Here is a 26175-nt window from a genome sequence, read left to right on the forward strand (position 1 = left end):
GATGGTTTAACGTTGTCCGAGCTGGCTGGCGTCGCGGGCCAGGGCTTCGATGGCGGCCCAGCCGCCGGCCTTGACCAGATCCTTGGGCGCCACCCAGCTGCCGCCGGCGCAGACCACATTGCCGAGGCTGAGGTAGCTTTCAGCATTGGCCGGGGTAATGCCGCCGGTGGGGCAGAAGGAGATCTGCGGCAGCGGTGCGCCGATGGCCTTGAGCGCGGCTGCGCCGCCCGAGGCCTCAGCCGGGAAAAACTTCAGCATGCCATAGCCGCGGGCCAGGAGCCGCATTGCCTCGGTTGCGGTGGCAGCACCGGGCAGCAGCGGCAGGCCGATGGATTCACAGGCATCCAGCAGGTAATCGGTGGCGCCGGGGGAGACGCCGAACTGCGCGCCTGCGTCCTTGGCGGCTTCGGCGTCCTTGGGAGTGATCAGCGTGCCGGCCCCCACGATGCCGCCCTTCACCTGCGCCATTTCGCGGATCACGTCCAGCGCTGCACCGGTGCGCAGGGTGACTTCCAGTGCGGGCAAACCGCCGGCAACCAGCGCCTGAGCCAGGGGGCGGGCGTGGGCCGCGTCCTCGACCACCAGCACCGGCATCACCGGCGCCAGGGCACAGATTTCGCAGGTGCGCAGGCTGGCGTCCTGAGGGGTTATCCGCATCGCTTAAACTCCAAACACGCTGGCGCCCTCATCCGCCGAAGCGACCGAGCGGCGGAACAGGGAAAACAGCTCGCGCCCGGTGCCGTGCTGATAGGCGCTGAGGTCGGCAGTGGCAGGTTCGCGGTCCATGGCGCCGTCTGTCAGGACCTCCAAAGTGCCTTTGACCGCGTCCAGCCGCAGCATGTCACCGTCCTGGATCCTGGCAATCGGGCCGCCGTCCAGGGCTTCGGGCACCACATGGATCGCCGCCGGGATCTTGCCGGAGGCGCCGGACATACGCCCGTCGGTGACCAGCGCCACCTTCTGGCCGCGGCCCTGCATGATGCCGAGGAACGGGGTCAGGCTGTGCAGTTCCGGCATGCCGTTGGCCTTGGGGCCCTGGAAACGGACCACCACGATCACGTCGCCGGTCAGCTCACCTGCCTTGAAGGCGGCCTTGGCGTCTGCCTGGTCGTGGAAGACGCGGGCCGGGGCCTGGATCACCTGGTGTTCCTTGGCCACAGCTGAGACCTTGATCACAGAGGTGCCGAGGTTGCCGGTCAGGCGTTTCAGCCCGCCGGTTTCCTGGAACGGCGCCTCTGCCGGGCGCAGCACCGCGTCGTTCAGGCTTTGGCCCGGGCCCTCGCGGAAGGTGAGGCCGTCCTCAGAGAGGAAGGGCTCCATTACGTAGTGCTCCAGCCCTTCGCCCGCGACGGTTTTGGTGTCCGGGTGCAGATGGCCGGACTTCAGCAGTTCGCCGATCAGATAGCCAAGGCCGCCCGCGGCGTGGAAGTGGTTCACGTCGGCGAGCCCGTTCGGGTAGACGCGGGCCAGCAGCGGCACCGCGTCAGAGAGGTCTGCGAAGTCCTGCCAGTCGAGGATGATGCCGCCCGCACGGGCCATGGCGATCAGGTGGATCAGGAGGTTGGTGGAGCCGCCGGTGGCCATCAGCCCGACGATGCCGTTGGCAAAGGCCTTCTCGTCCAGCACGTCGCAAACGGGGGTGTAATTGTTGCCAAGCGCGCTGAGCGACAGGGCGCGTTTGGCGCCCTCCACCGTGAGCGCCTCGCGCAGCGGCGTGCCAGGGGTGACAAAGGAGGAGCCGGGCAGGTGCAGCCCCATGAACTCCATCAGCATCTGGTTGGTGTTGGCGGTGCCATAGAAGGTGCAGGTGCCGGGGCCGTGGTAGGCGGCCATTTCCGCCTTCAAGAGCTCCTCGCGGGAGATTTCCCCGGCGGCGAACTGCTGGCGGATCTTGGCTTTTTCGTCATTGGCGAGGCCGCTGGTCATCGGGCCTGCGGGCAGGAACACCGCCGGGATATGGCCAAAGGCCTGGGCGCCGATCACCAGGCCGGGCACAATCTTGTCGCAGACGCCGAGGAAGACGGCCGCGTCGAAGACATTGTGGCTGAGCGCGATGCCTGCGGCCATGGCGATGGTGTCGCGGGAGAACAGGCTGAGCTCCATGCCCGGTTCGCTTTGGGTGACGCCGTCGCACATGGCGGGCACGCCGCCCGCGACCTGCGCGGTGCCGCCTGCGGCGCGCACGGAATCGCGGATCAGGCCCGGGTAGGCCTCGAACGGCTGATGCGCCGACAGCATGTCATTATAGGCGGTGACAATGCCGAGGTGGCCCTTGCTGCCCTGGGCCAGTGTTTGCTGGTCCGCGCCGGTGGCGGCATAGGCGTGGGCCTGGCCCGAGCAGGACAGATGCGCCCGGGCAGGCCCCTTGCCGCGGGCCGCGCGCATCCGCTCGAGATAGGCCGCGCGGGTGGCCTCGCTGCGGGCGATGATGCGGTTGGTGACGGCGGCCAGTGTGGGGTTCAAACTCATTTGGTGCCTTTGTAGCAAACTGCGGTGCCGAAGGGGAGGGCGGCCGGGCTCAGGTTCCGATACTTCGCCAGCGGCGGCCATCGCGGTGGATCAGCAGCAGCGAGTCGTCGGGGCCCGCGCTGCCGCTGTCGTAGGCCTGCGGGGTGTCGCCCGCCTCCTGCCAGCCGGCGATGATGGGGTCGGCCCAGGCCCAGGCGGCCTCGACCTCGTCGCCGCGCATGAACAGGGTCTGGTTGCCGCGGATCACATCCATGATCAGCCGCTCGTAGGCGTCTTGCGGGCGGCCCGATTCCGGCAGCTCGTCGGCAAAGGTCATGTCGAGGTTGGCGCCGGTGAGGCGCATGCCGCCGGGGCCGGGGTCCTTGATGGTGGTCTTGAGGGTGATGCCCTCGTCGGGCTGCAGCCGGATCACCAGCACGTTGCCGTGCACCGGTCCGAAGCCCTCGAAGATATTGTGCGGCGGGTCGCGGAAGTAGACGGCGATCTCGCTGACCCGTTCGCGCAGGCGCTTGCCGGTGCGCAGGTAGAAGGGCGTGCCGGCCCATCGCCAGTTCGCCACTTCAGCTTTCAGTGCGATATAGCTTTCGGTGCGGCTGGAGGGGCTGCCCGCGTGGTCGCGGTAGCTGGTTCCATCTTTGCTGCGGTACTGGCCGCGGGCGATGTTGGACTGCGGCACCGGGCGCAGGGCCTCGATCACCTTGACCTTCTCGTCGCGCACTGCGCCAGGGGTGAACTGGGCGGGCGGCTCCATCGCGGTGAGGCACAGAAGCTGCATCAGGTGGTTCTGCACCATGTCCCGCATGGCGCCGGATTTGTCGTAGTATTCCTCGCGCCCCTCGATGCCGATGCTTTCGGCGACGGTGATCTGCACATGGTCGATGTGGGAGGAATTCCACAGCGGCTCGAACAGTGAATTGGCAAAGCGCAGCGCCATCAGGTTCTGCACAGTTTCCTTGCCCAGGTAGTGGTCGATCCGGTAGATCTGCCGCTCTTCGAAGTGTTCGCGCAGGGCGGCGTTCAGCTGTTGCGCCGAGGCAAGGTCGTGGCCGAAGGGTTTTTCCAGCACAATGCGGCTGTCGGGGGTGGCGATGCCGGTCTCGCTGAGGCGGCGGGCGATGCCGGGGAACAGCGAGGGGCCGACCGACAGGTAGAAGGCGCGCACGCAGCCGTCGCGCAGTTTCCCGTGAATCATGTCCCAGCCGGCCGCGCCGCGGGCGTCGACGGCGACATAGTCCAGCAGGGCGGTGAAGGCCTCGATCTCCGCGGGGGTGGTTTCCACATCCTGGCCGAAACTGCGGATGGCGTCGGCGGTCTGGGCGCGGAATTCCCCGGCCGACAGATCGCTGCGGGAAGAGCCGATGATGCGGCAATCGCTGCTGAACTGGCCGATCTGGAACCGGTGGAACAGCGCCGGCAGGATCTTGCGCCGGGCCAGGTCGCCGGTCGCGCCGAACAGCACGAGGTCGAAAGGGTCAACTGGTATGACGCGCGAAACCATTGATTTTACATCGCTGTTCTATTGGGGCGGCCGGAAGCCGGAGGCCGGGCCATTGTGCAGCCTGGGGCCGGGCAATTCAATTCCCCCTGCTGGCACACCGCCGGTTAAAGTTGAGTTATCGCTAACATATAGCGTTTGCCAGGACCATCGGAAAATGCCGCTGCCGCCCCTGCCGAAAATAGGTCAGTCGTTCTGTCCAAATGTTTCGCGCGCGAAACATTGGGTCAACAGTGCTGAACAATTGTTCAGGTCTTCTTAACTTCCCGCTTGAATTGATCCGCGGCTTCGGGAAAGGGGAGGCCATGAGCACGTTTCACTGCCCCAATTGTGCCAGCCCGGTGGAACCGGCAGCCGCTTCGGTCAAACTGACCGGGTGCGGCTCCTGCGGCACCACCTTGTTCATCGAGGATGATCAGGCGCGGCTGGCGGGCGAGGCTGGTGTCATGCATGAGGCGCCGATGCTGTTCGGGCTGGGCAGCACGATCCGGCTGGGCGGTCAGACCCTGCAGATCCTGGGTCACGCACGGTTCTCTTACGGGCGTGGTTTCTGGGAGGAGTTCTGGGCGCTGGATCGCAGCGGCTCCCCCTGCTGGGTGTCGCTGGATGAGGGCGATATCGTGATGCAGCGGGGGCTGAAGCGCTCCGCCTGGCCGCGCTATGACGGCTATCTGAAACTTGGCGGCACCCTCAATTACGAAGGCGAGCTGTTTACAGTCTCCGAAGAAGACGATGCCGAATGCGTTGCTGTGCGAGGCAGTTTCGATCAGGCGCTGATTGTTGGCGAGCGCTACCGCTTCGTGAACCTGCAGGGCGAGGACGGCACGCTTTTATCAGGCGAGTTCCAGGGCAGCAGCCGGGAATGGTACCGCGGCCAGTGGTATGATCCGTTCGAGGTCGAGGTGCTGGCATGAGCCTGAGTGCTGAGCTGAAGGCGGTTGACTGCACCTCCTGCGGGGCCGGGCTGGACATCCTCGGCGGCGGCCGGGTGACGGTGCATATCTGCCCTTACTGCGGCACCGAGCTGGACGCGCTGGACAATTACCGTGCCATCCGCCAGTTCAACGACATCCAGCGCCCGGTCAGCCCGTTTAAAATCGGCATGACAGGCACCCTGTTCGGGGCCGAATACACGGTGATCGGCACCCTGCAGCACGAGGAACGCTGGGGCGCACGGACCTGGATCTGGGTGGATCATCAGCTTTATTCACCGACCCACGGCTATGCCTGGCTGACGATCGAGGACCGGCATCTGGTTTTCACCCGCCGTTACCGGCGTCCGGTGTGGATGTCTGCCGATTGGGTTGAACGTGCGGAATACCGGCCAAAGGTCCATGCCAATGACCGGGCCTTCCAGTATTACGATACCTCAACCAGCCAGATTACTTTTGCCGAAGGTGAATTTACCTGGTCGCCCGTTAAGGGTCAGCAAACCACCACGGTTTCAGCGCTGGCCGATGACGCGATGCTGGGGTTCGCCCAGACCGGCAGCGAACGAGAGGCCTGGCTGTCGCAATATCTGCCAGTCAAGGATGCGGAGGCGGGGTTCGGCATCAAGACCGGGCTGAAGCCCTATACGGTGCATCCGCTGCAGCAGTTCAAGACCGGACCAAATTATTGGTTTGTCTGTACGGCCAGTGCAATCTGCGCGTTTCTCTGTCTGATGATCGGGATCACCCTGTCGTCCCCGAGAGGGGAAACCGTGTTGAAGCGCCAGGTGGTCCAAGTTGAGCAGATGCCGGTTGATTTGCCATTTGAAATCACGGACCCCGGCTGGCTGGCCCGGCTGGACCTGAAGGGCGACACCAGGAACAGCTGGGCTTATGTCGAGGTTGAGCTGACCGATCCCGAAGACGAACCGGTGTTCCAGGCAGGACGCACGGTTGAATATTACCAGGGAAGGGACAAGGATGGCTCCTGGAGTGAAGGGGACAATCAGGCATCGCTAACCTTCCGGCCGGAAATGGCAGGCACCTACACGTTGAGCGTGGAGATCGGGGAAAGCGGGCTATGGAGCCCGAATTTTACCTATTCCAGCAGCGGTACAAGCCAGTTCCGTCCTGCCCTTGGAGAGCTGACTGTTTCGGTGGAGAGCGGGCTTTCCACCGGCCGCTGGCTGTTCCTGCTGGCCGCGGTCTTCGGGGCTTTGAGCGCACAGGCGGTGTTCCGTCTTTGGTGGCACCGCAAGCAACGCTGGAGCGGCAGCGACTGGGTAGACGAGGACGACGACTGAACCATGAACCTGTTCCGTATCATCTTTCTGCTCATGTCCGGCGTGTCAATCGCAGGTGCCACCTATGTCTCATACCATGGCTACGGCGGCGAGAGCCGTGACCTGGACACATCGATCCGCGCCGCCAGCGGCGGGCGCTACTCAAACGGTAGTGTAAAGTAACCGGGCCGGGTCATGGAAAAAGGCGTCATCCTTGGACTTGCAACTATCGCAGCGTGTTGCATGGCGTTGTTTGGTTTTTGGTACTTTTCACCGATCCGTGCTTGCACCCTCGAAAGGGTGGCGGTTGGCTTTGATGAAGGAACCGCGCGGGCACTATGCGCAGAATATGCGTACGAAAAAAACGAATGAGGGACCCATGGAGTATTTCTCTGCCATTCAGGCCGCTGAGCTGATCAGCACCGTGTTTTACACCTTTGTCGGCGTGGCGCTGATGGGGGTGATCTGGAAGGTGATCGACTGGCTGACGCCATTTCCGATCATGAAGGAGATTGAGCAGGATCAGAACATCGCGCTGGCGGTGCTGATCGGGTTTCTGTTCCTGTCCATCTCGATCATCATCGCCGCCGTCATCCTGTCATGAGCGCGGCGGCCCCTGATCCGGGGGGCGTGCGGCTGCGTGAGTTCTGGCTCTTGGCGGCGACCTTTCTGGTGGCGGTCTCGGGGCTGATCTATGAGCTGATCGCGGCGACACTGTCCAGTTACCTCTTGGGCGATTCCGTGCGTCAGTTCTCGCTGGTGATCGGGGTGTTCCTGTCGGCGATGGGGCTGGGCGCCTGGCTGTCGCGGTTTGTGGGCGGCGCCATGAGCGGCTTTATCTGGGCGCAGATCTGCCTTGGCGTTGCTGGCGGCTTCATGGCGCCTGGGATCTTCTTTTCCTATGCCTGGCTGGAGAGCGTTTCGGTGCCCTTGTACGGGCTCTTGGTGCTGGTCGGTGTGCTGTCGGGGATGGAAATCCCGCTGATCGCCCGGGTGCTGAAGGAGATCGGCGCACCGGAGTTCCGGTTTGAGAACGTGCTGAGCGTCGACTACGTGGGGGCGCTGGCGGCCTCGGTGGCGTTTCCCTTGCTGATCATCCCGCAACTGGGGCTGATGTCGGCGAGCCTGAGTTTCGGGGCGCTGAACCTCGGCGTTGCGGGACTGTCGCTGTGGGTGTTCCGTCCGGCGGCCAGCCGCGGTCAGGTTGCTGTCTGGGCCGTGGTCTTTGCCGCCACGCTGACGGGGCTGTGGCAGTCGGAACGGCTGGTTTCCGTGGCCGAGGCGGATCTGTTCGAGGATGACATCATCCTGAGCGAGGCAACGCCCTATCAGCAGATCACCGTGACCCGCTACAGGGACCGGGTGCGGCTGTTCCTGGATTACTCGATCCAGTTCGACACTTTGGACGAGCACCGCTATCACGAAAGCCTGGTGCATCCGGCAATGGCGATGGCACCGCGGCGCAAGGAGGTGCTGATCCTGGGCGGCGGCGATGGCATGGCGGTGCGGGAGGTGCTGCGCTGGGCGGAGGTGGAGCGGGTGACGCTGGTGGATCTTGATCCGCGGGTGACGGAACTGTTTCGCGATCATCCGCAGCTTTCGGCATTGAATGGCGGCGCGATGAAGGATTCACGTGTGACGGTCCGCAATTCGGATGCCTGGCAGTACGTTGAGGGCACCGATCAGGTGTTTGACGTGATCATCGCCGATCTGCCGGACCCCAAGAACCTGGCGCTGTCCAAGCTCTACACCCGCCAGTTCTACGGCGCGCTGATGGAGCGGTTGAGCGCGCAAGGGATCATGGTGACCCAAGCTGGCTCGCCGCTGTTTGCCCGCCGGGCGTTCTGGTCGGTGGCCAGGACGCTGGAGGCCGCACGGAACCCCTATGCGCCCGGGGAGGGGCTGCGGGTGACCCCCTATCACGCCTATCTGCCGAGTTTCGGCGATTGGGGGTTTGTGATGGCTGCGCCGCAGACGCTGAAGCCTCGGGCGCTGGACTTGCCGGAGGGGCTGAAGTTCCTGAACGGCGCAGTCTGGCAGGCGGCACAAGTGTTTGCTGCGGACACCGGGCCGGTGGCGGCGGAGGTCAATACGCTGCAATCCCATGCGCTGGCGGGGTATTATCAGGAAGGCTGGGACCAGTGGTTTGAGTGACCGCGTACTGCGGGCGGCCGTTTCCCGGCACGGGAAACGGCTCGGGAAAATTGATTTTTCCGGGCCGGAATTCGCGCCGAATTCCGGCGCCCGCGGCGGCGGTCAGCCCTCGGGGGAGGTTATGTCCCAGGCGGCGAGCAGTTTGGGCAGCGCGGTGTCCCAGTCCATTACCCCGGATTTCGCGGCCCAGTCCTGATACTGGCGGATCATTTCCCGTGCCCGGCGGTCTTCGCCCTTGATGATGTTGTTGAGCTCGGTGCGGTCGGCGTCCATGTCGTAAAGCTCCCAGTCCTGGCCGTGCAGGCGCACCAGCTTGAACTGGCCCAAACGCATCGCGGCGTTGCCTTCGTGTTCGAAGAATATGGGCTGCTGGCGTTCCCAGTCGCGGCCGCGCAGCAGGGGCAGCAGGCTTTCCCCTTGCATCGGCTGGATCTCCTGGCCGCCGAGTTCGTTCAGGTATGCGGCCCCGGTGGCTTCGAGGATGGTTGGCAGAATGTCCACCACATGGCAGGCCGCATGAGCGGCCGGGCGTGCTGCGAACCCATTGGGCCAATGCGCGACCAACGGGGTAGAGATGCCGCCTTCGTGGACATAGTGCTTGAACAGCCGGAACGGCGCATTGGAGACATTGGCCCAGGGCTTGTCATAGCTTTGATAGGTCAGCGCATCGCCAGGCATGACGTCGGGACGGTTGCCCATGGTGATCCGGCGGCCATCGCGGGTGACATCGGGGAAAAACTTGGCCCAGCCGTCCTCGGCCATGAACTCGGCACAGCCGCCATTGTCGGAGAGAAACAGGATCAGCGTGTTGTCGAACTGCTCCAGGCGTTTCAGTGCTGCAACAAGCGTGCCGATGGATTGGTCCATCCGGTCCACCATGGCGGCATAGGTGGCCATTTTGCGCGCTTCCCAGCTGCGGTTCTCCTCACTCTCCCAAGGATGCACATCCTTGTCGCGCGGGGAGATCTGCCAGTTCGTCTGGAACAGGCCCATGGCATTCATCGTCTCATGGCGGGCTGTCCGGGTTGCGTCCCAGCCCGTGTTATAGACACCGTCATAACGGGCGATGTCCTCGGGGTGCGCATGCAGCGGCCAATGCGGGGCTGTATGGGCGAGATAGAGGAAGAAGGGCTGACCGCTGGCAACGGAGTCTTCGATCATGCCGATGGCTTTGCCGGTGATCGCATCGGTGAAATAGAAATCGTCCGGGAAGGTTTCCACCCGGCTGTCATCTTCGAGCATGTAGTGGGGCGAGAAGAAATGGGTGACGCCGTCGACGATGCCGTAGAAACGGTCGAAACCACGCTGGCGCGGGGTGGGGTGGTCCAAATCGCCGACCCGCCAGCTGTCCACCTCACGGGCCATGAAGTCTCCTCCGACATGCCATTTGCCGCTCATCAGGGTTTTGTAGCCCGCTTCGCGCAGGTGTTCGCCGAGGGTTGCGGCGTCATTGCGCAGGAAGCCCTGATAGGCAGGCGTGCCGAGATTGGCGCCCATGTGGCCGATGCCGGCGTCGTGCGGGTAAAGCCCGGTCAGCAGCGACGCGCGGGTCGGGCAGCAGCGGGCGCAATTGTACATCGCGGTCAGCAGCGCGCCGTTCCGGGCCAGCGCATCGATGTGCGGAGTGCGGATTTCCGATCCGGTGCATCCGAGGTCGGCAAAGCCCATGTCGTCGGCGAGGATCAGGATTACATTGGGCCGGCTGGTCATGCGAATCGCGCTCCGCTGTGGTTTGTACCGAGTATGCGAGGGAATGGTTCAGCGGAGAATTGAATAATTTGATCAAATCTTGCCGAGGGCTGCGTCAGCGGCTAAGCATGTCCGGCAGACACATTGGCGCCATCAGGGAGGAGTGCCCATGACCCCGCTAGCAGGCCTGAAAGTGGTCGAAATTGCCCGTATTCTTGCGGGCCCCTGGATTGGCCAGTCGCTGGCGGATCTCGGCGCCGAGGTGGTGAAGGTGGAAAGCCCCGATGGCGATGACACCCGCAAATGGGGGCCTCCGTTCATCGAGCGGGACGGCGACAAGACCGCTGCCTATTACTATGCCGCCAACCGGGGCAAGGACTGTGTGACTGCCGACTTCCGTACCGAGGAAGGAAAGCAGGCGGTGATTGATCTGATCAGGGATGCGGACATTCTGATCGAGAACTTCAAAGTTGGCGGCCTCAGGAAATACGGGCTGGATTACGAGAGCCTCTCGCAGATCAATCCGCGGCTGATCTATTGCTCTGTCACCGGTTTCGGCCAGGATGGCCCTTATGCGGCGCGGGCGGGCTATGACTTCCTGCTGCAAGGCATGTCCGGGCTGATGTCGATCACTGGCGCGCAGGACGGCCAGCCGCAGAAGGTGGGGGTGGCGATCACTGACATTGTCACCGGGCTGTATGGCACCATCGGCATTCTGGCGGCGGTGGAGCAGCGCCACACCACGGGCCGGGGCCAGCATCTGGATATGTCACTGATGGATTGCGCCACGGCGCTTTTGGCGAACCAGGCGATGAACTACCTGGCGACCGGTGACAGTCCGGTGCGGCTGGGCAATGACCATCCGAATATTGCACCCTATCAGGTGATGGCGGTGAAGGATGGCCATGTGATCCTGGCGGTGGGCAATGACGGGCAGTTCCAGCGGCTGTGCGATGTGCTGCGGCTGGCAGAGGCCAAGGCAGACGCCCGGTTCCAGACCAACCAGCTGCGGGTGGCCAACCGCAAGGCGCTGACGGCGATCCTGGAGGAGGTGCTGGCGGGGTGGACGCAAAGCGACCTGCTGGCGGCATTGGAGGCGGCGACGGTGCCAGCGGGGCCGATCAACACAATCGGCCAGGCCTTTGAGGATCCGCAGATCCAGCACCGGGGCATGCAGATTGAACCGGAAGGCGTGCCGGGGGTGCGGGGACCGTGGAAGTTTTCGGAAGCGGAGCTGGCGTTGGAGAAGTCAGCGCCGAAGCTGCCGAAGTGACCACCCGGCCGATAGGCCGGGCAGCGCCCGTCCCGCCCCCCACGGGGCGGGCGCTTCGCTTCCCACCCCGCCGGGACCGGCGCTGCCCTCTCCGTGTGAAAGCAAGGTTCTGCTAAATGTTCACATCCACACTCAGTGGCAGCTCTTCCCCTAGCAAGCGGCGCACTTTGGGGTCCAGGCGCGGGCTGTCCTCGCGGCAGGCGCCGGTGGCAGTGAGTGCTTCGCGCGCGGTCACCCGTTCGCTGATCCGGACCCAGACGGTGCGGGCGGCGTAAGGCGGCTGGTCGGCGCGGGCGGAGATCCCCAGCACCAGCCCTTGCAAGTAGGAGGTCTGCTGCGGGTGGGCGGGCATCAGCACCGTTTCGGACAGGAAGCCATGCGCCCGGCGGGGGCTTTCGTACATGCAGATCCGGTTGTTGTGAAACACCGCCATGCCGCGGTAGCGGCCGCGCTGGCGGATGCTGCCGTCACTGGCGGCGGCGCGCTCGAAGGTGTCGGTGACCACATGGCCGTCCTCTTCGCGCAGGCGGATCAGCGTGCGCATGACCTGGCCGGGCCAGGTCGGGGTGCGGTAATAGCCGTGGAAGAACCCTAGAAACCGCCGCATGTGGCGGGCCTGGCCTGCAAATTGCGCGCCGAAATGCTTGGCAGGGGCCGCGATACCTGCGCGCTGCGTGCCTTGGGCCTGGCGGAAGTCCTGGTGCGGAGCAAACAGCTGCTCTTCCTCCAGCCCGAAAAACTGGGCGATGCGGCGCAGGTTGTGGGCGGAGGGCAGCCCGTGGCCGTTGAGGTAGCGGTTGAACTGCTGGCGGTTGATGCCGATGCCGCGGCAGACCTGGGCAATGCTGCCGGTCTCGGCGCAGAGCCTGCGCAGGTTGCGGGCAAAATCTTCTTGCATCGGCGCGGCCTTCTTCGCGGTTTGGCTGGCAAACTGCGTACATCCGCTTACACCCGCGGACAAGTGCTGCCTTTTCATGCGGGGCAAGTTTGGGGAAGGTGGAGCCAAGGGGCGCGGCCCGGATTAATAAGAAAAGGAACAGCAAATGCCCGGCGCATTCACCATCATTGAGAACACCTGGATCACCCTGCCGGATGGGCGCAAGCTGTCGGCGCGGATGTGGATGCCGGAGGGCGAGGGGCCGTTCCCGGCGATCCTGGAATATCTGCCCTACCGCAAGCGCGACGGTACTGCGCCGCGCGACGAGACCACGCATCCGGTGTTTGCGGCCGAAGGCTATGCTTGCGTGCGGGTGGATATTGCGGGCACCGGCGACAGCGAGGGGGTGTTTGACGACGAATACTCCGAGCAGGAGCTGAGCGACGGTGAGGCGGTGCTGGAATGGATCGCCGCGCAGGACTGGTGCACCGGCAGTATCGGCATGATCGGCATCAGCTGGGGCGGCTTCAACGGGCTGCAATTGGCGTTCCGGCGGCCTGAGGCGCTGAAGGCGGTGGTGTCGGTGGCCTCGACCGTGGACCGTTACGCCGATGATATCCACTACATGGGCGGCTGCCTGCTGAGCGACAATGCCAATTGGGGCAGCCAGATGTTTGCCTATCAGTCGCGTCCGGCGGACCCGGAGCTGCGCAGCGACTGGCGCGAGGACTGGATCCGCCGGATCGAGGAGATGCCGTTCATGCCCGCCGACTGGCTTCGGCATCAGGCGCGGGACGGGCAGTGGACGCATGGTTCAGTCTGCGAAGACTGGTCCGCGATCCAGGCGCCGGTGCTGGCGATTACCGGCTGGGCCGATGCTTATGTGAATGCGCCGCCTGCTTTGGCGGCCAATCTGCAGGTTCCGGCCAAGGCGATGATCGGCCCGTGGGAGCACCGCTATGCCCATATCGCCAAGCTGGACCCGGCGGATTTCCATGGCGAGGTGCTGGCCTGGTTCGGCAAATGGCTGAAGGGCGAGGAGACCGGGGCCGAAGACCTGCCGGACTACCGCGTCTACATGCAGGAGCATTTCAACCCGACCATGCAAAACAAACCGCGCCAGGGCCGCTGGGTGGCAGAGGCCGCATGGCCGTCGCCCAATGTGCAGGAACGGGTGATGCATCTGGGTGCGGGCGTTCTGGCTGATGCAGCCGCAGGCGGCACGCTGGCTGTCAGCAGCCCGGCAACCGTGGGGCAGGCGGGCGGTTATTTTTGCCCGGGCATGCGGTTTGACAATGAGCTGGCGGGCGATCAGGCGGAGGATGACAGGCTGTCGGCCTGTTTCGACACCGCGCCCTTGGCGGAGCCGCTGGAGATGCTGGGCCGGCCGCGGGTGAAGGTTGCGTTCAGTGTCGACAAGCCGGTGGCGCAGCTGGTGGCGCGGCTGTGCGATGTCTCGCCCGAAGGTGTCTCGCAGCGGATCAGCTTCCGGCCGCTGAACCTGACGTGTCGTGATGGCTTTGAGGCGCCGCAGAAGCTGGTGCCGGGGGAGCGCTATGAGGCCGAGATCGAGCTGAACGAATGCGCGCATCATTTGAAGCCGGGGCATGTGCTGCGGCTGGCGCTGTCCACATCATACTGGCCGATTGTCTGGCCGGCGCCGGAGGCGGCAGAGGTGACGCTGCATCTGGAGGGCTGTTCACTGGTGCTGCCGGAACGCCGGGTCTCCGACGAGATTGACCCGCAACAGCCCGGCGCGCCGCGGGACTACCCTGTGTTGCAAGCAGAGCAACTGCGCGCGGCGGGCGGCACGTCGAAAACCTGGACCCGCGACGATGGCGCGCTGGTGCTTGATACTATGGATGACTACGGCAAGGCGGTGGATCCCTATCACGGCATGTGCGTTGGCAGCCATGTGACCATGCACTACGAGGTGCATCCCGATGACCCGGCCACGGCGGCCTTTGCCAGCGACTGGAATTTCGAGTTTGAGCGCAGCGGCTGGCAGGTTGCGATTGATACCGAGAACAAGGTGACCTGCGACCGGGAGAACTTCTATCTCTGGCGCCGGGTGACGGCCTATGAGGGGGCAAACAAGGAAGTTGTGCTGACCAAGGAGTGGAGCGAGACGATTCCCCGCGGCGTGCTGTAAACCCGGGCAGGATGCGGGCGGATTTTCGGCAATTCGTCCGCATTTGCCTTGGTTTTGACATAGTGCGTTACCAAAAGCACACAGGGCCTTAACCATTTGATTGCAAATTCAGCTCTCAGCGGGCTGCCGTTGCCCTTGCTGCGCCGGATCGGCCAGTATCGTGGTTAACGAGCGGTTAACAAACAGACTTGAGGGCGGGAAATGCAGCTTTCCGTTGTTGTGCCCTGCTATAACGAAGAAGAGTTGGTCCCCCTGCTAGTGGAGCGGCTGGTGCAGGCAATTGAACCATGGGCGCAGGACGCCGAGATCATCCTGGCGGATGACGGCTCCAGTGATGCGACCTGGGCTGCGATCGAGGCGGCCCATGCCAAATATGCTGTGGTGCGGGGTATCCGGCTTTCGGCGAACCGCGGCCATCAGGTGGCGCTGACAGCCGGGCTGGAGGCTGCACGCGGTGCCCGGATCTTCATGCTGGATGCCGACCTGCAGGATCCGCCGGAAATCCTGCCCGACATGATGCTGATGATGGACCGGGGCTATGACGTGGTCTACGGGCGCCGGGCGGAACGGCAGGGCGAGACTCTGTTCAAGAAAATCACTGCCTATGGGTTCTACCGTTTCCTGAACACGCTGTCGGATGTGGACATCCCCAAGGACACCGGCGATTTCCGCCTGGTCAGCCGCCGTGCGCTGGACGCGGTGCTGGCAATGCCGGAGCGGGCGCGGTTCATCCGCGGCATGTTCGCCTGGGCCGGCTTCAAGCAGATCGGGCTGGAATATGTGCGCGACGCGCGGGTGGCCGGTGTCACCAAATACCCGTTTCGCGCGATGCTGCGCTTTGCCACCGATGCGTTGACCGGGTTTTCCACCAAGCCGCTGAAGATGGCGACACGGCTGGCCTTCCTGAGCCTCTACGTGACCTTCCTGATGGCGGTCTATGTGTTCCTGTCGCTGGCGCTTTACAGCACCGCGCCGGGCTGGGCCTCGATGCTGCTGGCGATCTCTTTCTTCTCCGGCATTCAGCTGCTGACGCTGGGGATCATGGGGGAGTACATCGGGCGGCTCTATATGGAGAGCAAGCAGCGGCCAATGTATTTCCTGTCGGAGGAAACCGGCCGCGGGGAAAAACCGGCGGACCCGGTCAAGATCGAGCCCGCGCCGCTGCGCAAGGAAGCGTCCTGATCATGGGCGATGCGGGGCAGATCCTGCGGTTTTCGGTTGTCGGCGCCGCCGTGGCCGGGCTCTATGTGCTGGGCTATTCGGCACTGCTGGCCGCCGGCATGGCGCAGCCTGCGGCCAATGCGCTGGCCTTTGCCGTTGCGGTTGCCGTGCAATATGTCCTGCAGACCGCCTGGACCTTCCGCCGCCCGCTGGCGCTGCCGGATCAGATGGCGCGCTTTGCCTGCACCATTGCCGCGGGCTTTGCCGTCTCGGCGCTGATCACCGGAGCCCTTGGCCCGGCGCTGGGCTGGGCGGGCTGGCTGTCTGCGGCTGCCGTCACGGTGATCCTGCCCATTCAAAACTTCATCATTTTCCGCCTCTGGGTCTATGCCGCGGCTGGCTGAGGAGCAAACGGAGCAACCATGTCCCATATCTATTCGAACGAGTTCTACGACTACATCGACCAGGGCGCGCGCTCCTCGGCGCAGGCGATGATCTCGGTGGTGCAGCCGCAGCTGCAGGCGGGCAGCGTGCTGGATCTGGGCAGCGGCCGCGGCGTGTGGCTGAGCGAATGGATCAAGGCGGGTGTGCAGGATGTGGCCGGGGTTGACGGCGATTATGTCGACCGCGGCCGGCTGGCGATCCCGCGCGAGCAGTTTCACGCGGCAGATCTGACCAAGCCTTTTGACCTGGGCCGCAAGTTCGACCTGGCGCAAAGCCTGGAAGTGGGCGAGCACCTGCCCGAGGCCGCTTCGGAGAAGCTGGTGGACAGCCTCACCCGACATGCAGACCGGGTGCTGTTCTCGGCTGCGGTGCCGGGACAGGGGGGCGAGTTCCACATAAATGAAAAACCGCTGTCCTTCTGGCAGGAGATGTTTGCCGCGCGGGGGTTCACCGCCTTTGATTTTGCCCGGCCCAAGTTGAAGCACATGGAGGGCGTTGAGCCCTGGTACCGCTACAACACCGTGCTTTATGCCAATGCCGCGGGCCGCGAAGGCCTGCCGCAGGAGGTGCTGGCGGCAGAAGTGCCGGCCGGCCAGAAGGTGCCGCTGGCGGGCAGCCTGGGCTGGCGCATGCGGCGCGGGATCGTGTCGCTGATGCCGCAGCCGATGGTCACCAGGATCGCCCAGGGCCGCGCTGCGGTGCTGGCGCGCCGCGCCCGCCGTCTGCAAGAGGCTGCCGGATGACATTGGCCGCAGCAGAGGGCAGCGTTTCCCACCCGCAGGCCGCTCCCCGGCTCCGGGAGCTGGTTGGCGCGGTTTACGGCGGCCTGCTGCTGGCGGCGCTGTTCCTGTTGCCGGATCCGATGATCCGCCACGACGATTACCCGGCGCTGCTGGCTGAGCCGGGGCTGTTTTACACCAAGACTCTCTCCGAGGGGCGCTGGCTCAACTACTTGTGGCATCTGCGCGGTGTGGTGACCCCGGCCTGGGTGAATTACCTGGCGTATCAGCTGCTCTGGGCCATCTACCTGGCTTGTCTGGTGCACAATGCCTTTGGCCGCGAGGCGGAGCTCTGGCAGCGGGTGGCGGTGGCGCTGATCGCTGGCTTGAGCTTTCCCTGGATCCTGATTTCGCTGTGGTTCAACACGCTGATCCCCGGAATGGCGGTGCTGGCGCTTTACGGCTGGCTGGCCACCCGGCTGGACGAGCGCGCCTGCCGCTGGCTGATGCTGGTGTTCGTGCCGGTGTCGCTGATGGCCTATACCACCTTTCCCTTCCTGATCCTGGCGCTAAGCCTGACCCGTGCAGGCGTGACCCGCTCTGCCCGGGACCTGGCCGGGCTGCTGGCGCTGTTCATTGCCAGTTTCGCCTTGGGGATGCTGGCGATCTACACGCTGAATTTCTTCGAACATGGCATTTTTGGGGTGCCAATGGCCGAGTGGCGGAACCCGAGCCCGGCACATGACCTGGCCTCGGCGCTGGAAAACACCAGACTGGCCTGGGAGTTTCTGAGCGGCCTGGCGGTTAAGGGCTCATACGCCAACACGCCGCTGATGCTGATGCAGGGCGCAGTGCTGGCAGCGGCGGTCCGGAGTGTGCTGCGGCAGGACAGATGGCGGGCGCTGTACATGCTTTCCGGCGTGGCGCTGGGGCTGGGGCTGATCTGCTTGCAGGTGGTTCGCACCGGCATCGACATGCCGATGCGCTCCGGCGGTTTTCTGTGGATCTTTTTTGCGGTCTTGCTGGGGCTGTTTGCCATTTCCTTGCAGCAAAACGGCCGGGCGCGGCTGGGCCGCTACTTGCTGGCGCTGACGGCGGCGGTCTATGTGATGTTTGCGCTGATGCTGCAGCAGTCTTATGCGCGCTGGCCGGCGTTGAGCCGGGCGATGGCGGTGGAGCTGCAAGCCGCTGAGGGCCCGGTCTATGTGACCGGTACTTACCTGTCGCTGGAGGCCGCGGTGAAAGCGGACCTGCAGGAAACCTATGCGATGGAAGCCCGGTTGGAGCTGTTGACCGGGCGCGATGTCATCATGTGCGAACGCACCCCCGAGGCCTGTGCGGAGTTGCCAGAGGCACTGCACGGCGGCTTGCAGGGAAGCGGGTTTGAAGTGCGCGCGGTTAAGGGCGGCTCTGTTCTGATGCTCTCGCCGGTGGCGCTGCGGGACGGGAAACTGGACGCCGCCCGCAAGCGGCGACAGCAGGATTGAGAAAGCTAAGCTGCCTTCAAAAATCGAGACCCAGATCGAGAGTGCGGGCCGAATGCGTCAGCGCACCCGAAGAGATGTAATCGACACCGGTGGCGGCCACTTCGGCGATGCGCTCCAGCCGCATGTTGCCGGAGGCTTCGGTCACCACATGGCCCTTTGCCATGTCCACGGCCTTGATCAGGGTGGGGGTGTCCATGTTGTCCAGAAGCACGACATCGGCGCCGCCGGTGGCAATAACCTCGGCCAGCTGGTCCAGGGTATCGACCTCGATCTCCACCTTCATCATGTGGCTGACGGAGGCCTTGGCGGCTTCCAGCACCGCCTTGACGCCGCCGGCGGCAGCGATGTGGTTGTCCTTGATCAGGATGGCGTCCGACAGGCCGAAACGGTGGTTGTAGCCACCGCCATGCAGCACCGCCTGTTTCTCGGCAATGCGCAGGCCCGGGGTGGTCTTGCGGGTGCAGGTGATGCGGGTGGCGGTGCCCTTGGTTTCCGCGGCAAAGGCGGCGGTCAGGGTGGCAATGCCGGTAAGCCGGCCGGCAAAGTTCAGCGCGACGCGTTCGCCCGACAGGATCGAGGCGGCGGAGCCTTCGATGGTCATCAGCGTGTCGCCTTTTTTGCAAGGCGACCCGTCGGGCAGCAGGGTCTCGACCTTCAGCCCGGCGTCGACCAGGTGAAAGGCGATGCGGGCGATCTGCATTCCAGACACGACACCATCCTCGCGGGCGTTCAGCCGGGCGGAGTAGGTGGCAGAGGCCGGGATCACCGCGCGGGTGGTAATGTCGCCGTTCTGACCCAGGTCCTCCATCAGCGCGGCGCGTACCATCGGTTCGAGGATCAGGTCGGGCAGGGTGGCGAATTGGGTGCTCATGTCAGCTCCTCTTGAACCTTGGTGCGGATGGCCAGGGCCTCATCCAGGGTGATGCGGGTGCGGTGCGCCTGCGCGGGGTCGGCCTCGGGGAAGTCGTCGCGGAAATGGCCGCCGCGGCTCTCCTCGCGCTGGAGCGCGGCGGCGGCGATCAGCGTGGCGGTGGCGCACATGTTGATGAAATTCTCGTCGCTTGCCTGTTCGGCCTCGAGCCGGGCAATGGCGGCGAGCGCCTGCTTCAGTCCTTTTGCCGTGCGGCGGACGCCGGCATGGGCGGTCATGGTCTCGCGCAGGGACTTCACCGCTGCCGGGTCCAGATCCGGTCCGCCTTCGGGGAACGACGGACGGACTTCACAAGCGTTGTCTGCGAGGTTCAGGCTGCCGATATCCTGGGCCGCGTTGCGGGCATAGACCAGCGCTTCCAACAGGCCATTGGACGCCAGACGGTTGGCACCGTGCAGGCCGGTCGAGGAGGCCTCGCCGCAGACCCAGAGGTTCTGCAAACTGGTGCGGCCCTGCATGTCTGCTTCGACCCCGCCCATATGGTAGTGGGCGGCAACGGCGACGGGGATCGGCTGCTGCACCGGGTCGATGCCGGCGCGGGCGCAGGTTTCAGCCACGGTGGGGAAGCGGCTCAGCACCTCGGCGCCCAGGGCCGCGCGGGTGTCGAGCATCGGGCGGCGGCCGCCCTGGGTCTCAGCAAAGATCGCGCGGGCGACGATGTCGCGGGGGGCGAGTTCGGCGTCGGGGTGCGCGGGGACCATGAAACGTTCACCATCGGTATTGACCAGCACCGCGCCTTCGCCGCGCAAGGCTTCGGTGGCCAATGGCGCCGGGTCCTCGCCGATATCAAAGGCGGTGGGGTGAAACTGCACGAATTCCGGGTCGGCAATGCGGGCGCCGGCGCGGGCGGCAAAGCCGATCACCTGGCCGCGGATGCGGGGCGGGTTGGTGGTGTGGGCGTAAAGCCCGCCAGAGCCGCCGCCTGCCAAGAGCACGCCGGGGCAGTTGATCAGCATCGGGGCGGAGGGTGCATCGGCGCGGGTGATCCAGATGCCGGTGACGGCATTGCCCGCGGTTTCCAGCCGCACAGCCTGGGTGTTTTCCAGCACCTGCACGGATGGTGCTGCACGCACCGCGGCAATCAGCGTCTGCATGATCTGGTCGCCGGCCTGGTCGCCCTTCACCCGCACCACGCGGGCGGCGGAATGGGCAGCCTCGCGGCTCATCACGTAGTTGCCGTCAGCGTCCCGGTCGAAGGGCGTGCCAAGCTCAGTGAGGTCGATGATGTGCTCGCGGGCAACCCGCGTGACCATGGCGGCAACCTCGGGGTCGACGGTGCCGGCGCCTGCCTGCAGGGTGTCGTCCGCATGCGCCTCGGGCGTGTCATGGGCGGCCATGGCGGCCGCCACGCCGCCCTGCGCCCAGGCCGAGCTAGCGCCTTCGCCCAACGGCTCGGGCGAGATCACCAGAACCGGCCGCGGTGCCAGCTCAAGCGCGGCGTAAAGCGCGCCCAGGCCTGCGCCGGCAATGACGATACGGCCGGTTTCGATCACGGATCAGATGCCCAGTTTCTGGCTGAGGTCGATCATCCGCTGCACCGCGACACGGGCCTTGTCTGCGACTTCCGGGTCGACTTCGACCGGCTCGGACATGGTGTGCAGCGACCACAGGATCTTCTCCAGAGTGATCTTCTTCATGTAGGGACACATGTTGCAGGGGCCGACAAAGTCCACCTCGGGCAGCTGGTCGGCGATGTTCGAGGCCATCGAGCATTCGGTGATCAGGAGGGCCTTTTCGGGCTTCTCGTCGGTCACATATTTGACGATGCCGCTGGTGGAGCCGGAGAAATCGGCCTCAGCCACCACATCCGGCGGGCATTCCGGGTGGGCGATCAGCCGGGTGCCCGGGTTCCATTCGCGGAAGTCGCGCAGGTCCTTGGCGGTGTACTGCTCGTGCACGATGCAGGAGCCTTCCCACCAGACGATGTTCTTTTCCGGCACCTGATTGGCGATGTTCTGCGCCAGATACTGGTCCGGGGTCATGATGATGGTTTCTTCTTCCATCGCCGCCACGATCTGGGCCGCGTTGGAGGAGGTGCAGCAGATGTCGGACGCCGCCTTCACCTCGGCAGTGGTGTTCACATAGGTGACCACCGGCGCGCCGGGGTAGCGGCGGCGCATTTCCTCGACACCCTCGGCGGTGATCGATTCCGCCAGAGAGCAGCCCGCTTCCATATCCGGAATCAGCACGGTTTTTCCCGGGCTCAGGATCTTGGAGGTTTCGGCCATGAAGTGCACGCCGCATTGCACGATCACATCGGCCTCGACCTTGGTCGCCTCGATTGCCAGCTGCAGGCTGTCGCCGACCACGTCGGAGATGCCGTGGTAGATTTCGGGCGTCATGTAGTTATGCGCCAGAATCACCGCGTTGCGCTGCTTTTTCAGCTCGAGAATTGCCGCAACGTAAGGCGCATGGGTGACCCATTCGACGGGGTTCACCACGCGGTCCATGCGTGCGTAGACGTCTGCCATCTTCTCGGCCAGGGCCGGATTGGGCGCCAGATCGTAATGGGTGGCGAGCTGATCCCGCATGGATTGCAGGTCGAACATGGCATTTCCTCAAGGTTGCGTCCGGGGTGACACTTTGGGCGGGGGTTGTTTCACGTTCAATACGCGCACGCAAGCACGCGGAAGCGGATTTGGAGCCAAATGCGGTGATTTGGCGCTAACAGGCGGCATCTTTGGGAAGCCGTTGTTTTCCAGATGGGTATCTGCTGCGGCATTTTCCAGTCGCGATGCCGTTTTTGGCTGTCCTGGAGTCCTCTCCTGTGATTTGGAGCCGCGGCAGGCCATGGTAGACCGGACCGGTGCAGGGCTTTTGGGAGAAAAACGGAGCGCGATGACTGATCTGTGGGCAGGATTGAGCCAGGCCTTTTGGCTGCTGGTGACGCTGGACGCGGATCTGGTGGAGATCACCTTGCGCTCCTTGCGGGTGACGCTGACGGCGCTGGCGATTGCTTGTGCCATTGCATTGCCGCTGGCGGCCTTTCTGGCGGTGCGCCGGTTCCGGGCCCGCCGCGCCACAATTGCGGTGCTGAACGCGCTGATGGGGCTGCCGCCGGTGGTGGTGGGGCTGATCGTCTACGTGTTCCTGTCCCGCGCCGGGCCTTTGGGGGTGTTTGGTCTGTTGTTCACGCCGACGGCTATGATCATCGCGCAGGTGATCATCGTGGTGCCGCTGGTGGCCTCGATTGCACACCAAAGCTTGCGGGAGCTGTGGAGCGATTACCATGACCTCTTGATCTCGATGAACGCGACCCAGCTGCAGCGCATCAAGGCGCTGCTGTGGGACGGGCGGCGGGCCTTGCTGACAGCGGCATTGGCGGGTTTTGGCCGGGCCATTGGCGAGGTCGGCGCGATCATGGTGGTCGGTGGCAATATCGACCACGCCACCCGGGTGCTGACCACGGCCATTGCGCTGGAGACCGGCAAAGGCGAGTTTGCCATGGCGCTGGGTCTGGGCTTTGTGCTGATTGCCCTGGCGATTGCAGTGAACCTGTGCATCCACTGGCTGGGCCGCACTGAGAGCGAGGGGCGCTGGTGATGCAGATGTTCCCTTTGGTGGCCAAGGGCGCGCAAGTGCGCCGCCGCGGCAAGGTTCTGGTTGGCCCTGTCGATCTGACTTTGGGCGGGCAGGGGACCTCGATTGTCATCGGCCCTAATGGTGCGGGCAAGACTACGCTTTTGAAGATGCTGCATGGCATCGTGCGGATGAACGGTGGCAGCCTCGATTGGGCCTGCCCGCTGGAGGAAGCGCAAAAGCGGCAGGCCTTTGTGTTCCAGACTCCGGTGATGATGCGGCGCACGGTGATCGACAACGTCGCCTATCCGCTGCGGCTTACGGGTGTTGGGCGCAAGGATGCGCGGGCCAAGGCGGCGGATTGGGCCTCCCGTGTCGGGCTGGGCGATATCCTGCAACGGCAGGCCACCATGCTGTCGGGCGGCGAGCGGCAAAAGCTGGCGCTGGCCCGTGCGCTGGTGCGGGAGCCGGAAGTCCTGTTTCTGGACGAACCCTGCGCCGCGCTGGACGGCCGCGCGACGCGTGAGATCGAGGAGATCCTGGCACATGCCTCGGACAGCGGCACAAGGCTGATCATGTCCACCCACAACATGGGGCAGGCCCGGCGGCTGGCGGACGAAGTGATCTTTGTCCTCGGCGGCCGCATTCATGAATTCAGCCCGGCGGGGGATTTCTTTGCCGGGCCCGGGACGCCTCAGGGGCGTGCATTTCTGAACGGAGATATTGTCGAATGAAACGTCTGATTTTGGGCGCAGCTGCATCACTGGCGATGGCTGGTGCGGCCTTGGCGGAAGAGATGAAGATGGCGGTGACCACTTCCTTCCACAATTCCGGCCTGGCAGAAGTTCTGCTGCCTCAGATCAAGAAGGACCTGGGACTGGATGTGCAGCTGCTGGTCGTCGGCACCGGGCAGGCGATCCGCCTGGGCGAGGCGGGTGATGTGGATGCGATTCTGGTGCACTCGAAAAAGGCCGAAGAGGCCTTTTTGGCCGGGGACAACGGCACCCATCGCCGCGAGATCATGTACAATGATTTTGTCTTCATCGGCCCCGCGGGTGATGCTGCCGGGATTGCGGGTGCTGAAGATGCAGCTGGTGCACTGCAGAAGATTGCTAGCGCAGAGGCGGCCTTTGTCAGCCGCGGCGATGACAGCGGTACGCATAAGAAGGAACTCAGCCTGTGGGATGCTGCCGGGCTGGAGCCGGAAGCCTTTGGCCCCTGGTACCGCGCGGTTGGCGCCGGCATGGGGGCCGCTTTGAACACGGCGTCGGGCATGGACGCCTATATCATGTCGGACCGGGCCAGCTGGCTGAACTTTGGCAACAAGGGCAGCCTGGCATTGCTGTTTTCCGGCGACCCGGTGCTGTTCAACCAATACGCCTATATCCCGGTAAACCCTGAAAAGCACGGCCATGTGAAAAATCGCCTGGCGATGGAACTGGAGGCCTGGCTGGTGTCAGACAAGGCGGCGGAACTGATCAACAGCTATCAAATCAGCGGCGAGGCGCTGTTCGTCTTCAACGCGGTGCCGTGACCTGCTCTGCTGCAGGTATCCGGTTTGCAGCAGGGCAGGCGCGCCGCGCAGTGCGCAGAATGCGTGACCGGCGAAAATGCCACTTACGCAAACGGTTATGACATGCCAGACTGCGCGCCATGACGACGGACTATCAATCCCCCGGCCTGAAAAACGCCCAGCCGCGCCTCTCCAAAAGCGCTGCTGCGGATCCTTTTGGGCTTTCCTCCAAGCGGCAGAACGCCCGCCACAGGTTTCACTTTGTGCTGCTGCCAGGGTTTTCCCTGCTGTCGCTGGTTTCGGCGCTGGAGACCTTGGAAAACGCCAACCTTTGCAGCGGTGAAGCGCTGTATGACTGGGTGCTGTGCAGCATCGAGGTGGGGCCAGTGGCCTCTTCTTTGGGAATGCCGGCCGAAGCTGGGCAAAGCCTGGACGATTGCCGCGACCCGGCTGACATCGTGCTGGTCGGCGGCTGGCAAACCAAAGAGCTGGAAAGCCGCAAGCTGAGCATTTGGCTGTCGCGCCATGCCCGCGGCGGGGTGCGGGTTACCGGACTGGCCACTGCCGCCTTTGTGCTGGCGGATGCCGGGCTGCTTGAGGAGGCCCCGGCCACACTGCATTGGCAGTTCCGTGACAGTTTCCGCGAGATGTACCCGGAGGTAGAGCTGAGCGACAGGCAGTTTGTGTCGGATGGAGACCGTTGCACCTCATCCGGCGGAGTGTCTTCAATCGACCTGTTCCTGGATCTGATTGCACAGGATCACGGCCAGGCCTTTGCCGAACGCGTGGCGGAAAGCATGAATTACGGCATGATCCAGGAGGTGCAGCGGACCATCAGTGCGGTGGCACCGGTGCGGACCCGGGTGCGCAACCCCAAGCTGGCGTCGGTGATCGGAGCCATGGAACAGAACCTTGAGGAGCCGCAGCCGCCCTCGGTGCTGGCCAAGCAGGCGGGGATTTCCGCCCGCCAGCTGGAGCGGCTGTTCCGCAGCCAGCTGAATGTGACCCCCAAGCAATACTACATGCAGCTGCGGCTGCGCCGGGCGTATTTCCTGCTGACCCAGACCCAGATGAGCGTGCTGGACGTGGCGCTGGCCTGCGGCTTTCAGGCCTCCAGTCATTTCTCCAAGTGTTTCCGTAACGCTTATGGCACGACCCCGGCCCAGATGCAGCGCGGCGGCTGAAGCGCTGCATCTCAAGCGGCCGGCTGCGCCGCGCGCCAGCGCGGCGCCACGCCCAACTGCGAGGGGCAATGTCAATTGCGCCGGAGCAGGCGGGAGTGCGCCGCCTTACATGTCTCCGCCCACCGTCAAGGTAACCCGGTCGCCGGCGAACCAGGTGCGGCCGAATTCGACTGGCCGGCCTGCCGGGTCGGCATTGATGCCCGTGGTGCGCAGGATCGGGCTGCCTTCCGCCACTTTCAGATGCAGGGCTTGGGTGGCAGTGGCGAGCTTCGCCGTTATCCGTGTTTCGGTGCGGGTGTAATCCTCGATCCCATACTGCTGCAAGGCCGCGGTGACAGAGCGTTGCTCCTGCAGGGCTTCCAAAATGCCCGGGAAGCGGCCAGCCGGAAAAATGCTTTGGAACAGTGCGATGGGCTGGCCGTCTGCCAGCGACAGCCCGTCGTAGACATGCACTTTGTCCCCGGGGTCAAGTTGCAGCGCGTTGGCCTCAGGGGCTGCGGCTGCCCGGGTTTCCAAGGTCAGGATCCGCTTGGCGGGGCTGCGCCCTTCGCGCGCAAGGTTCTGATGGAAGCGCACCCGTTTGCCAATCGGGTAATCCGTTGGCTTGGCAGCTACAAACACCCCTGCACCGCGGCGGGAGTGCACCAGGCCTTGATTCGCCATCTCTGCCAGTGCCCGGCGCACGGTGTGCCGGTTGACGCCAAACCGGGTGGATAACTGCGCCTCTGCTGGCAGCTTGCCGCCGGTCTCGTATCTGCCTTGGGCAATGTCGTCTGTCAGGGCGATGGCGATGGATTTCCAGACGGGGGTGCGGGCCATGTCACGGAACTTTCACAAGATGAGGATTGCGCCGCCCAGGGCAACTCAGATAGCATTTGTCTAGTTGTATAGCAAAT

At 64.4% G+C, this 26175-nt stretch carries 24 protein-coding genes; 15 read left to right on the forward strand and 9 right to left on the reverse strand.

Annotated features, from left to right (window positions below; all coding sequences use genetic code 11):
- Positions 1-6 precede the first annotated feature (6 nt).
- The 3 genes from eda to zwf are packed head-to-tail and all read right to left on the reverse strand — an operon-like array spanning position 7 to position 3967.
- The gene (eda, locus tag ACXAEH_RS18395) at positions 7-657 is read right to left on the reverse strand and encodes a bifunctional 4-hydroxy-2-oxoglutarate aldolase/2-dehydro-3-deoxy-phosphogluconate aldolase (RefSeq protein ID WP_475034815.1); all 651 of its coding nucleotides are present in this window, start codon (positions 655-657) and stop codon (positions 7-9) included.
- 3 nt (positions 658-660) lie between these two features.
- A complete protein-coding gene (gene edd / locus ACXAEH_RS18400) occupies positions 661-2469 on the reverse strand; it encodes a phosphogluconate dehydratase (RefSeq protein WP_475034817.1) in 1809 nt (602 codons plus the stop codon).
- A gap of 49 nt (positions 2470-2518) precedes the next feature.
- A complete protein-coding gene (gene zwf / locus ACXAEH_RS18405) occupies positions 2519-3967 on the reverse strand; it encodes a glucose-6-phosphate dehydrogenase (protein WP_475034818.1) in 1449 nt (482 codons plus the stop codon).
- A 302-nt stretch (positions 3968-4269) separates the two neighbouring features.
- On the opposite strand from zwf, the gene ACXAEH_RS18410 reads away from it, so the two are divergent.
- From ACXAEH_RS18410 to ACXAEH_RS18430, 5 genes are all read left to right on the forward strand, one after another.
- On the forward strand, positions 4270-4878 hold the full coding sequence (locus tag ACXAEH_RS18410; RefSeq protein ID WP_475034819.1) for a DUF4178 domain-containing protein: 609 nt from the start codon (positions 4270-4272) through the stop codon (positions 4876-4878).
- Positions 4875-6197, forward strand: a complete 1323-nt coding sequence (locus ACXAEH_RS18415; RefSeq protein WP_475034821.1) for a DUF4178 domain-containing protein — start codon at positions 4875-4877, stop codon at positions 6195-6197. Before ACXAEH_RS18410 ends, ACXAEH_RS18415 begins: the two co-directional genes overlap by 4 nt.
- A gap of 3 nt (positions 6198-6200) precedes the next feature.
- Positions 6201-6359, forward strand: coding sequence for a hypothetical protein (locus ACXAEH_RS18420; RefSeq protein ID WP_475034822.1), 159 nt, complete (start codon positions 6201-6203; stop codon positions 6357-6359).
- A gap of 196 nt (positions 6360-6555) precedes the next feature.
- Positions 6556-6780: a DUF350 domain-containing protein gene (locus ACXAEH_RS18425; protein WP_475034824.1), complete on the forward strand. Its 225-nt coding sequence runs from the start codon at positions 6556-6558 to the stop codon at positions 6778-6780.
- The gene (locus ACXAEH_RS18430) at positions 6777-8330 is read left to right on the forward strand and encodes a polyamine aminopropyltransferase (RefSeq protein ID WP_475034825.1); all 1554 of its coding nucleotides are present in this window, start codon (positions 6777-6779) and stop codon (positions 8328-8330) included. The genes ACXAEH_RS18425 and ACXAEH_RS18430 overlap by 4 nt, the downstream gene beginning before the upstream one ends.
- 102 nt (positions 8331-8432) lie before the next feature.
- Here the strand turns inward: ACXAEH_RS18430 and ACXAEH_RS18435 are convergent, their stop codons facing one another.
- On the reverse strand, positions 8433-10040 hold the full coding sequence (locus ACXAEH_RS18435) for an arylsulfatase (RefSeq protein WP_475034826.1): 1608 nt from the start codon (positions 10038-10040) through the stop codon (positions 8433-8435).
- Positions 10041-10188: 148 nt separating this feature from the next.
- On the opposite strand from ACXAEH_RS18435, the gene ACXAEH_RS18440 reads away from it, so the two are divergent.
- Positions 10189-11292 (forward strand): CaiB/BaiF CoA transferase family protein, encoded by a 1104-nt coding sequence (locus ACXAEH_RS18440; protein ID WP_475034828.1) that lies wholly within the window; start codon positions 10189-10191, stop codon positions 11290-11292.
- A gap of 112 nt (positions 11293-11404) precedes the next feature.
- Here the strand turns inward: ACXAEH_RS18440 and ACXAEH_RS18445 are convergent, their stop codons facing one another.
- Entirely contained in the window at positions 11405-12190 is a 786-nt protein-coding gene (locus ACXAEH_RS18445; protein ID WP_475034829.1) for a helix-turn-helix transcriptional regulator, read from the reverse strand.
- 145 nt (positions 12191-12335) lie between these two features.
- Between ACXAEH_RS18445 and ACXAEH_RS18450 the strand changes: the two genes are divergently transcribed.
- The 5 genes from ACXAEH_RS18450 to ACXAEH_RS18470 all read left to right on the forward strand — a co-directional run bounded on the left by ACXAEH_RS18450 (position 12336) and on the right by ACXAEH_RS18470 (position 18132).
- A complete protein-coding gene (locus ACXAEH_RS18450) occupies positions 12336-14321 on the forward strand; it encodes a CocE/NonD family hydrolase (protein ID WP_475034830.1) in 1986 nt (661 codons plus the stop codon).
- 201 nt (positions 14322-14522) lie between these two features.
- Complete coding sequence (locus ACXAEH_RS18455) at positions 14523-15503, forward strand: glycosyltransferase family 2 protein (protein WP_475034831.1); 981 nt, start codon at positions 14523-14525, stop codon at positions 15501-15503.
- A 2-nt stretch (positions 15504-15505) separates the two neighbouring features.
- A complete protein-coding gene (locus ACXAEH_RS18460) occupies positions 15506-15886 on the forward strand; it encodes a GtrA family protein (RefSeq protein ID WP_475034833.1) in 381 nt (126 codons plus the stop codon).
- 18 nt (positions 15887-15904) lie between these two features.
- Positions 15905-16669 (forward strand): class I SAM-dependent methyltransferase, encoded by a 765-nt coding sequence (locus ACXAEH_RS18465; RefSeq protein ID WP_475034834.1) that lies wholly within the window; start codon positions 15905-15907, stop codon positions 16667-16669.
- Positions 16666-18132, forward strand: a complete 1467-nt coding sequence (locus tag ACXAEH_RS18470) for a hypothetical protein (RefSeq protein WP_475034835.1) — start codon at positions 16666-16668, stop codon at positions 18130-18132. Before ACXAEH_RS18465 ends, ACXAEH_RS18470 begins: the two co-directional genes overlap by 4 nt.
- Before the next feature lie 16 nt (positions 18133-18148).
- On the opposite strand, the gene nadC is transcribed toward ACXAEH_RS18470, so the two are convergent.
- From nadC to nadA, 3 genes are read right to left on the reverse strand one after another with little or no spacing between them, the layout of a single operon-like run.
- A complete protein-coding gene (gene nadC, locus ACXAEH_RS18475; protein WP_475034837.1) occupies positions 18149-19003 on the reverse strand; it encodes a carboxylating nicotinate-nucleotide diphosphorylase in 855 nt (284 codons plus the stop codon).
- Positions 19000-20556, reverse strand: coding sequence for an L-aspartate oxidase (locus tag ACXAEH_RS18480; RefSeq protein ID WP_475034838.1), 1557 nt, complete (start codon positions 20554-20556; stop codon positions 19000-19002). The genes nadC and ACXAEH_RS18480 overlap by 4 nt, the downstream gene beginning before the upstream one ends.
- Positions 20557-20559: 3 nt before the next feature.
- Positions 20560-21612, reverse strand: coding sequence for a quinolinate synthase NadA (gene nadA / locus ACXAEH_RS18485; RefSeq protein ID WP_475034839.1), 1053 nt, complete (start codon positions 21610-21612; stop codon positions 20560-20562).
- Between the two features lie 289 nt (positions 21613-21901).
- On the opposite strand from nadA, the gene ACXAEH_RS18490 reads away from it, so the two are divergent.
- From ACXAEH_RS18490 to ACXAEH_RS18505, 4 genes are all read left to right on the forward strand, one after another.
- The gene (locus tag ACXAEH_RS18490; RefSeq protein WP_475034841.1) at positions 21902-22606 is read left to right on the forward strand and encodes an ABC transporter permease; all 705 of its coding nucleotides are present in this window, start codon (positions 21902-21904) and stop codon (positions 22604-22606) included.
- Positions 22606-23316, forward strand: coding sequence for an ATP-binding cassette domain-containing protein (locus tag ACXAEH_RS18495; protein WP_475034842.1), 711 nt, complete (start codon positions 22606-22608; stop codon positions 23314-23316). Before ACXAEH_RS18490 ends, ACXAEH_RS18495 begins: the two co-directional genes overlap by 1 nt.
- The gene (locus ACXAEH_RS18500) at positions 23313-24116 is read left to right on the forward strand and encodes an ABC transporter substrate-binding protein (RefSeq protein ID WP_475034843.1); all 804 of its coding nucleotides are present in this window, start codon (positions 23313-23315) and stop codon (positions 24114-24116) included. Before ACXAEH_RS18495 ends, ACXAEH_RS18500 begins: the two co-directional genes overlap by 4 nt.
- Before the next feature lie 119 nt (positions 24117-24235).
- Positions 24236-25279 (forward strand): GlxA family transcriptional regulator, encoded by a 1044-nt coding sequence (locus tag ACXAEH_RS18505; RefSeq protein ID WP_475034845.1) that lies wholly within the window; start codon positions 24236-24238, stop codon positions 25277-25279.
- 105 nt (positions 25280-25384) lie between these two features.
- Here the strand turns inward: ACXAEH_RS18505 and phnF are convergent, their stop codons facing one another.
- Complete coding sequence (gene phnF, locus ACXAEH_RS18510) at positions 25385-26098, reverse strand: phosphonate metabolism transcriptional regulator PhnF (RefSeq protein ID WP_475034846.1); 714 nt, start codon at positions 26096-26098, stop codon at positions 25385-25387.
- Positions 26099-26175: the final 77 nt, after the last annotated feature.

Source organism: Leisingera sp. ABM4_060, assembly GCF_056158765.1.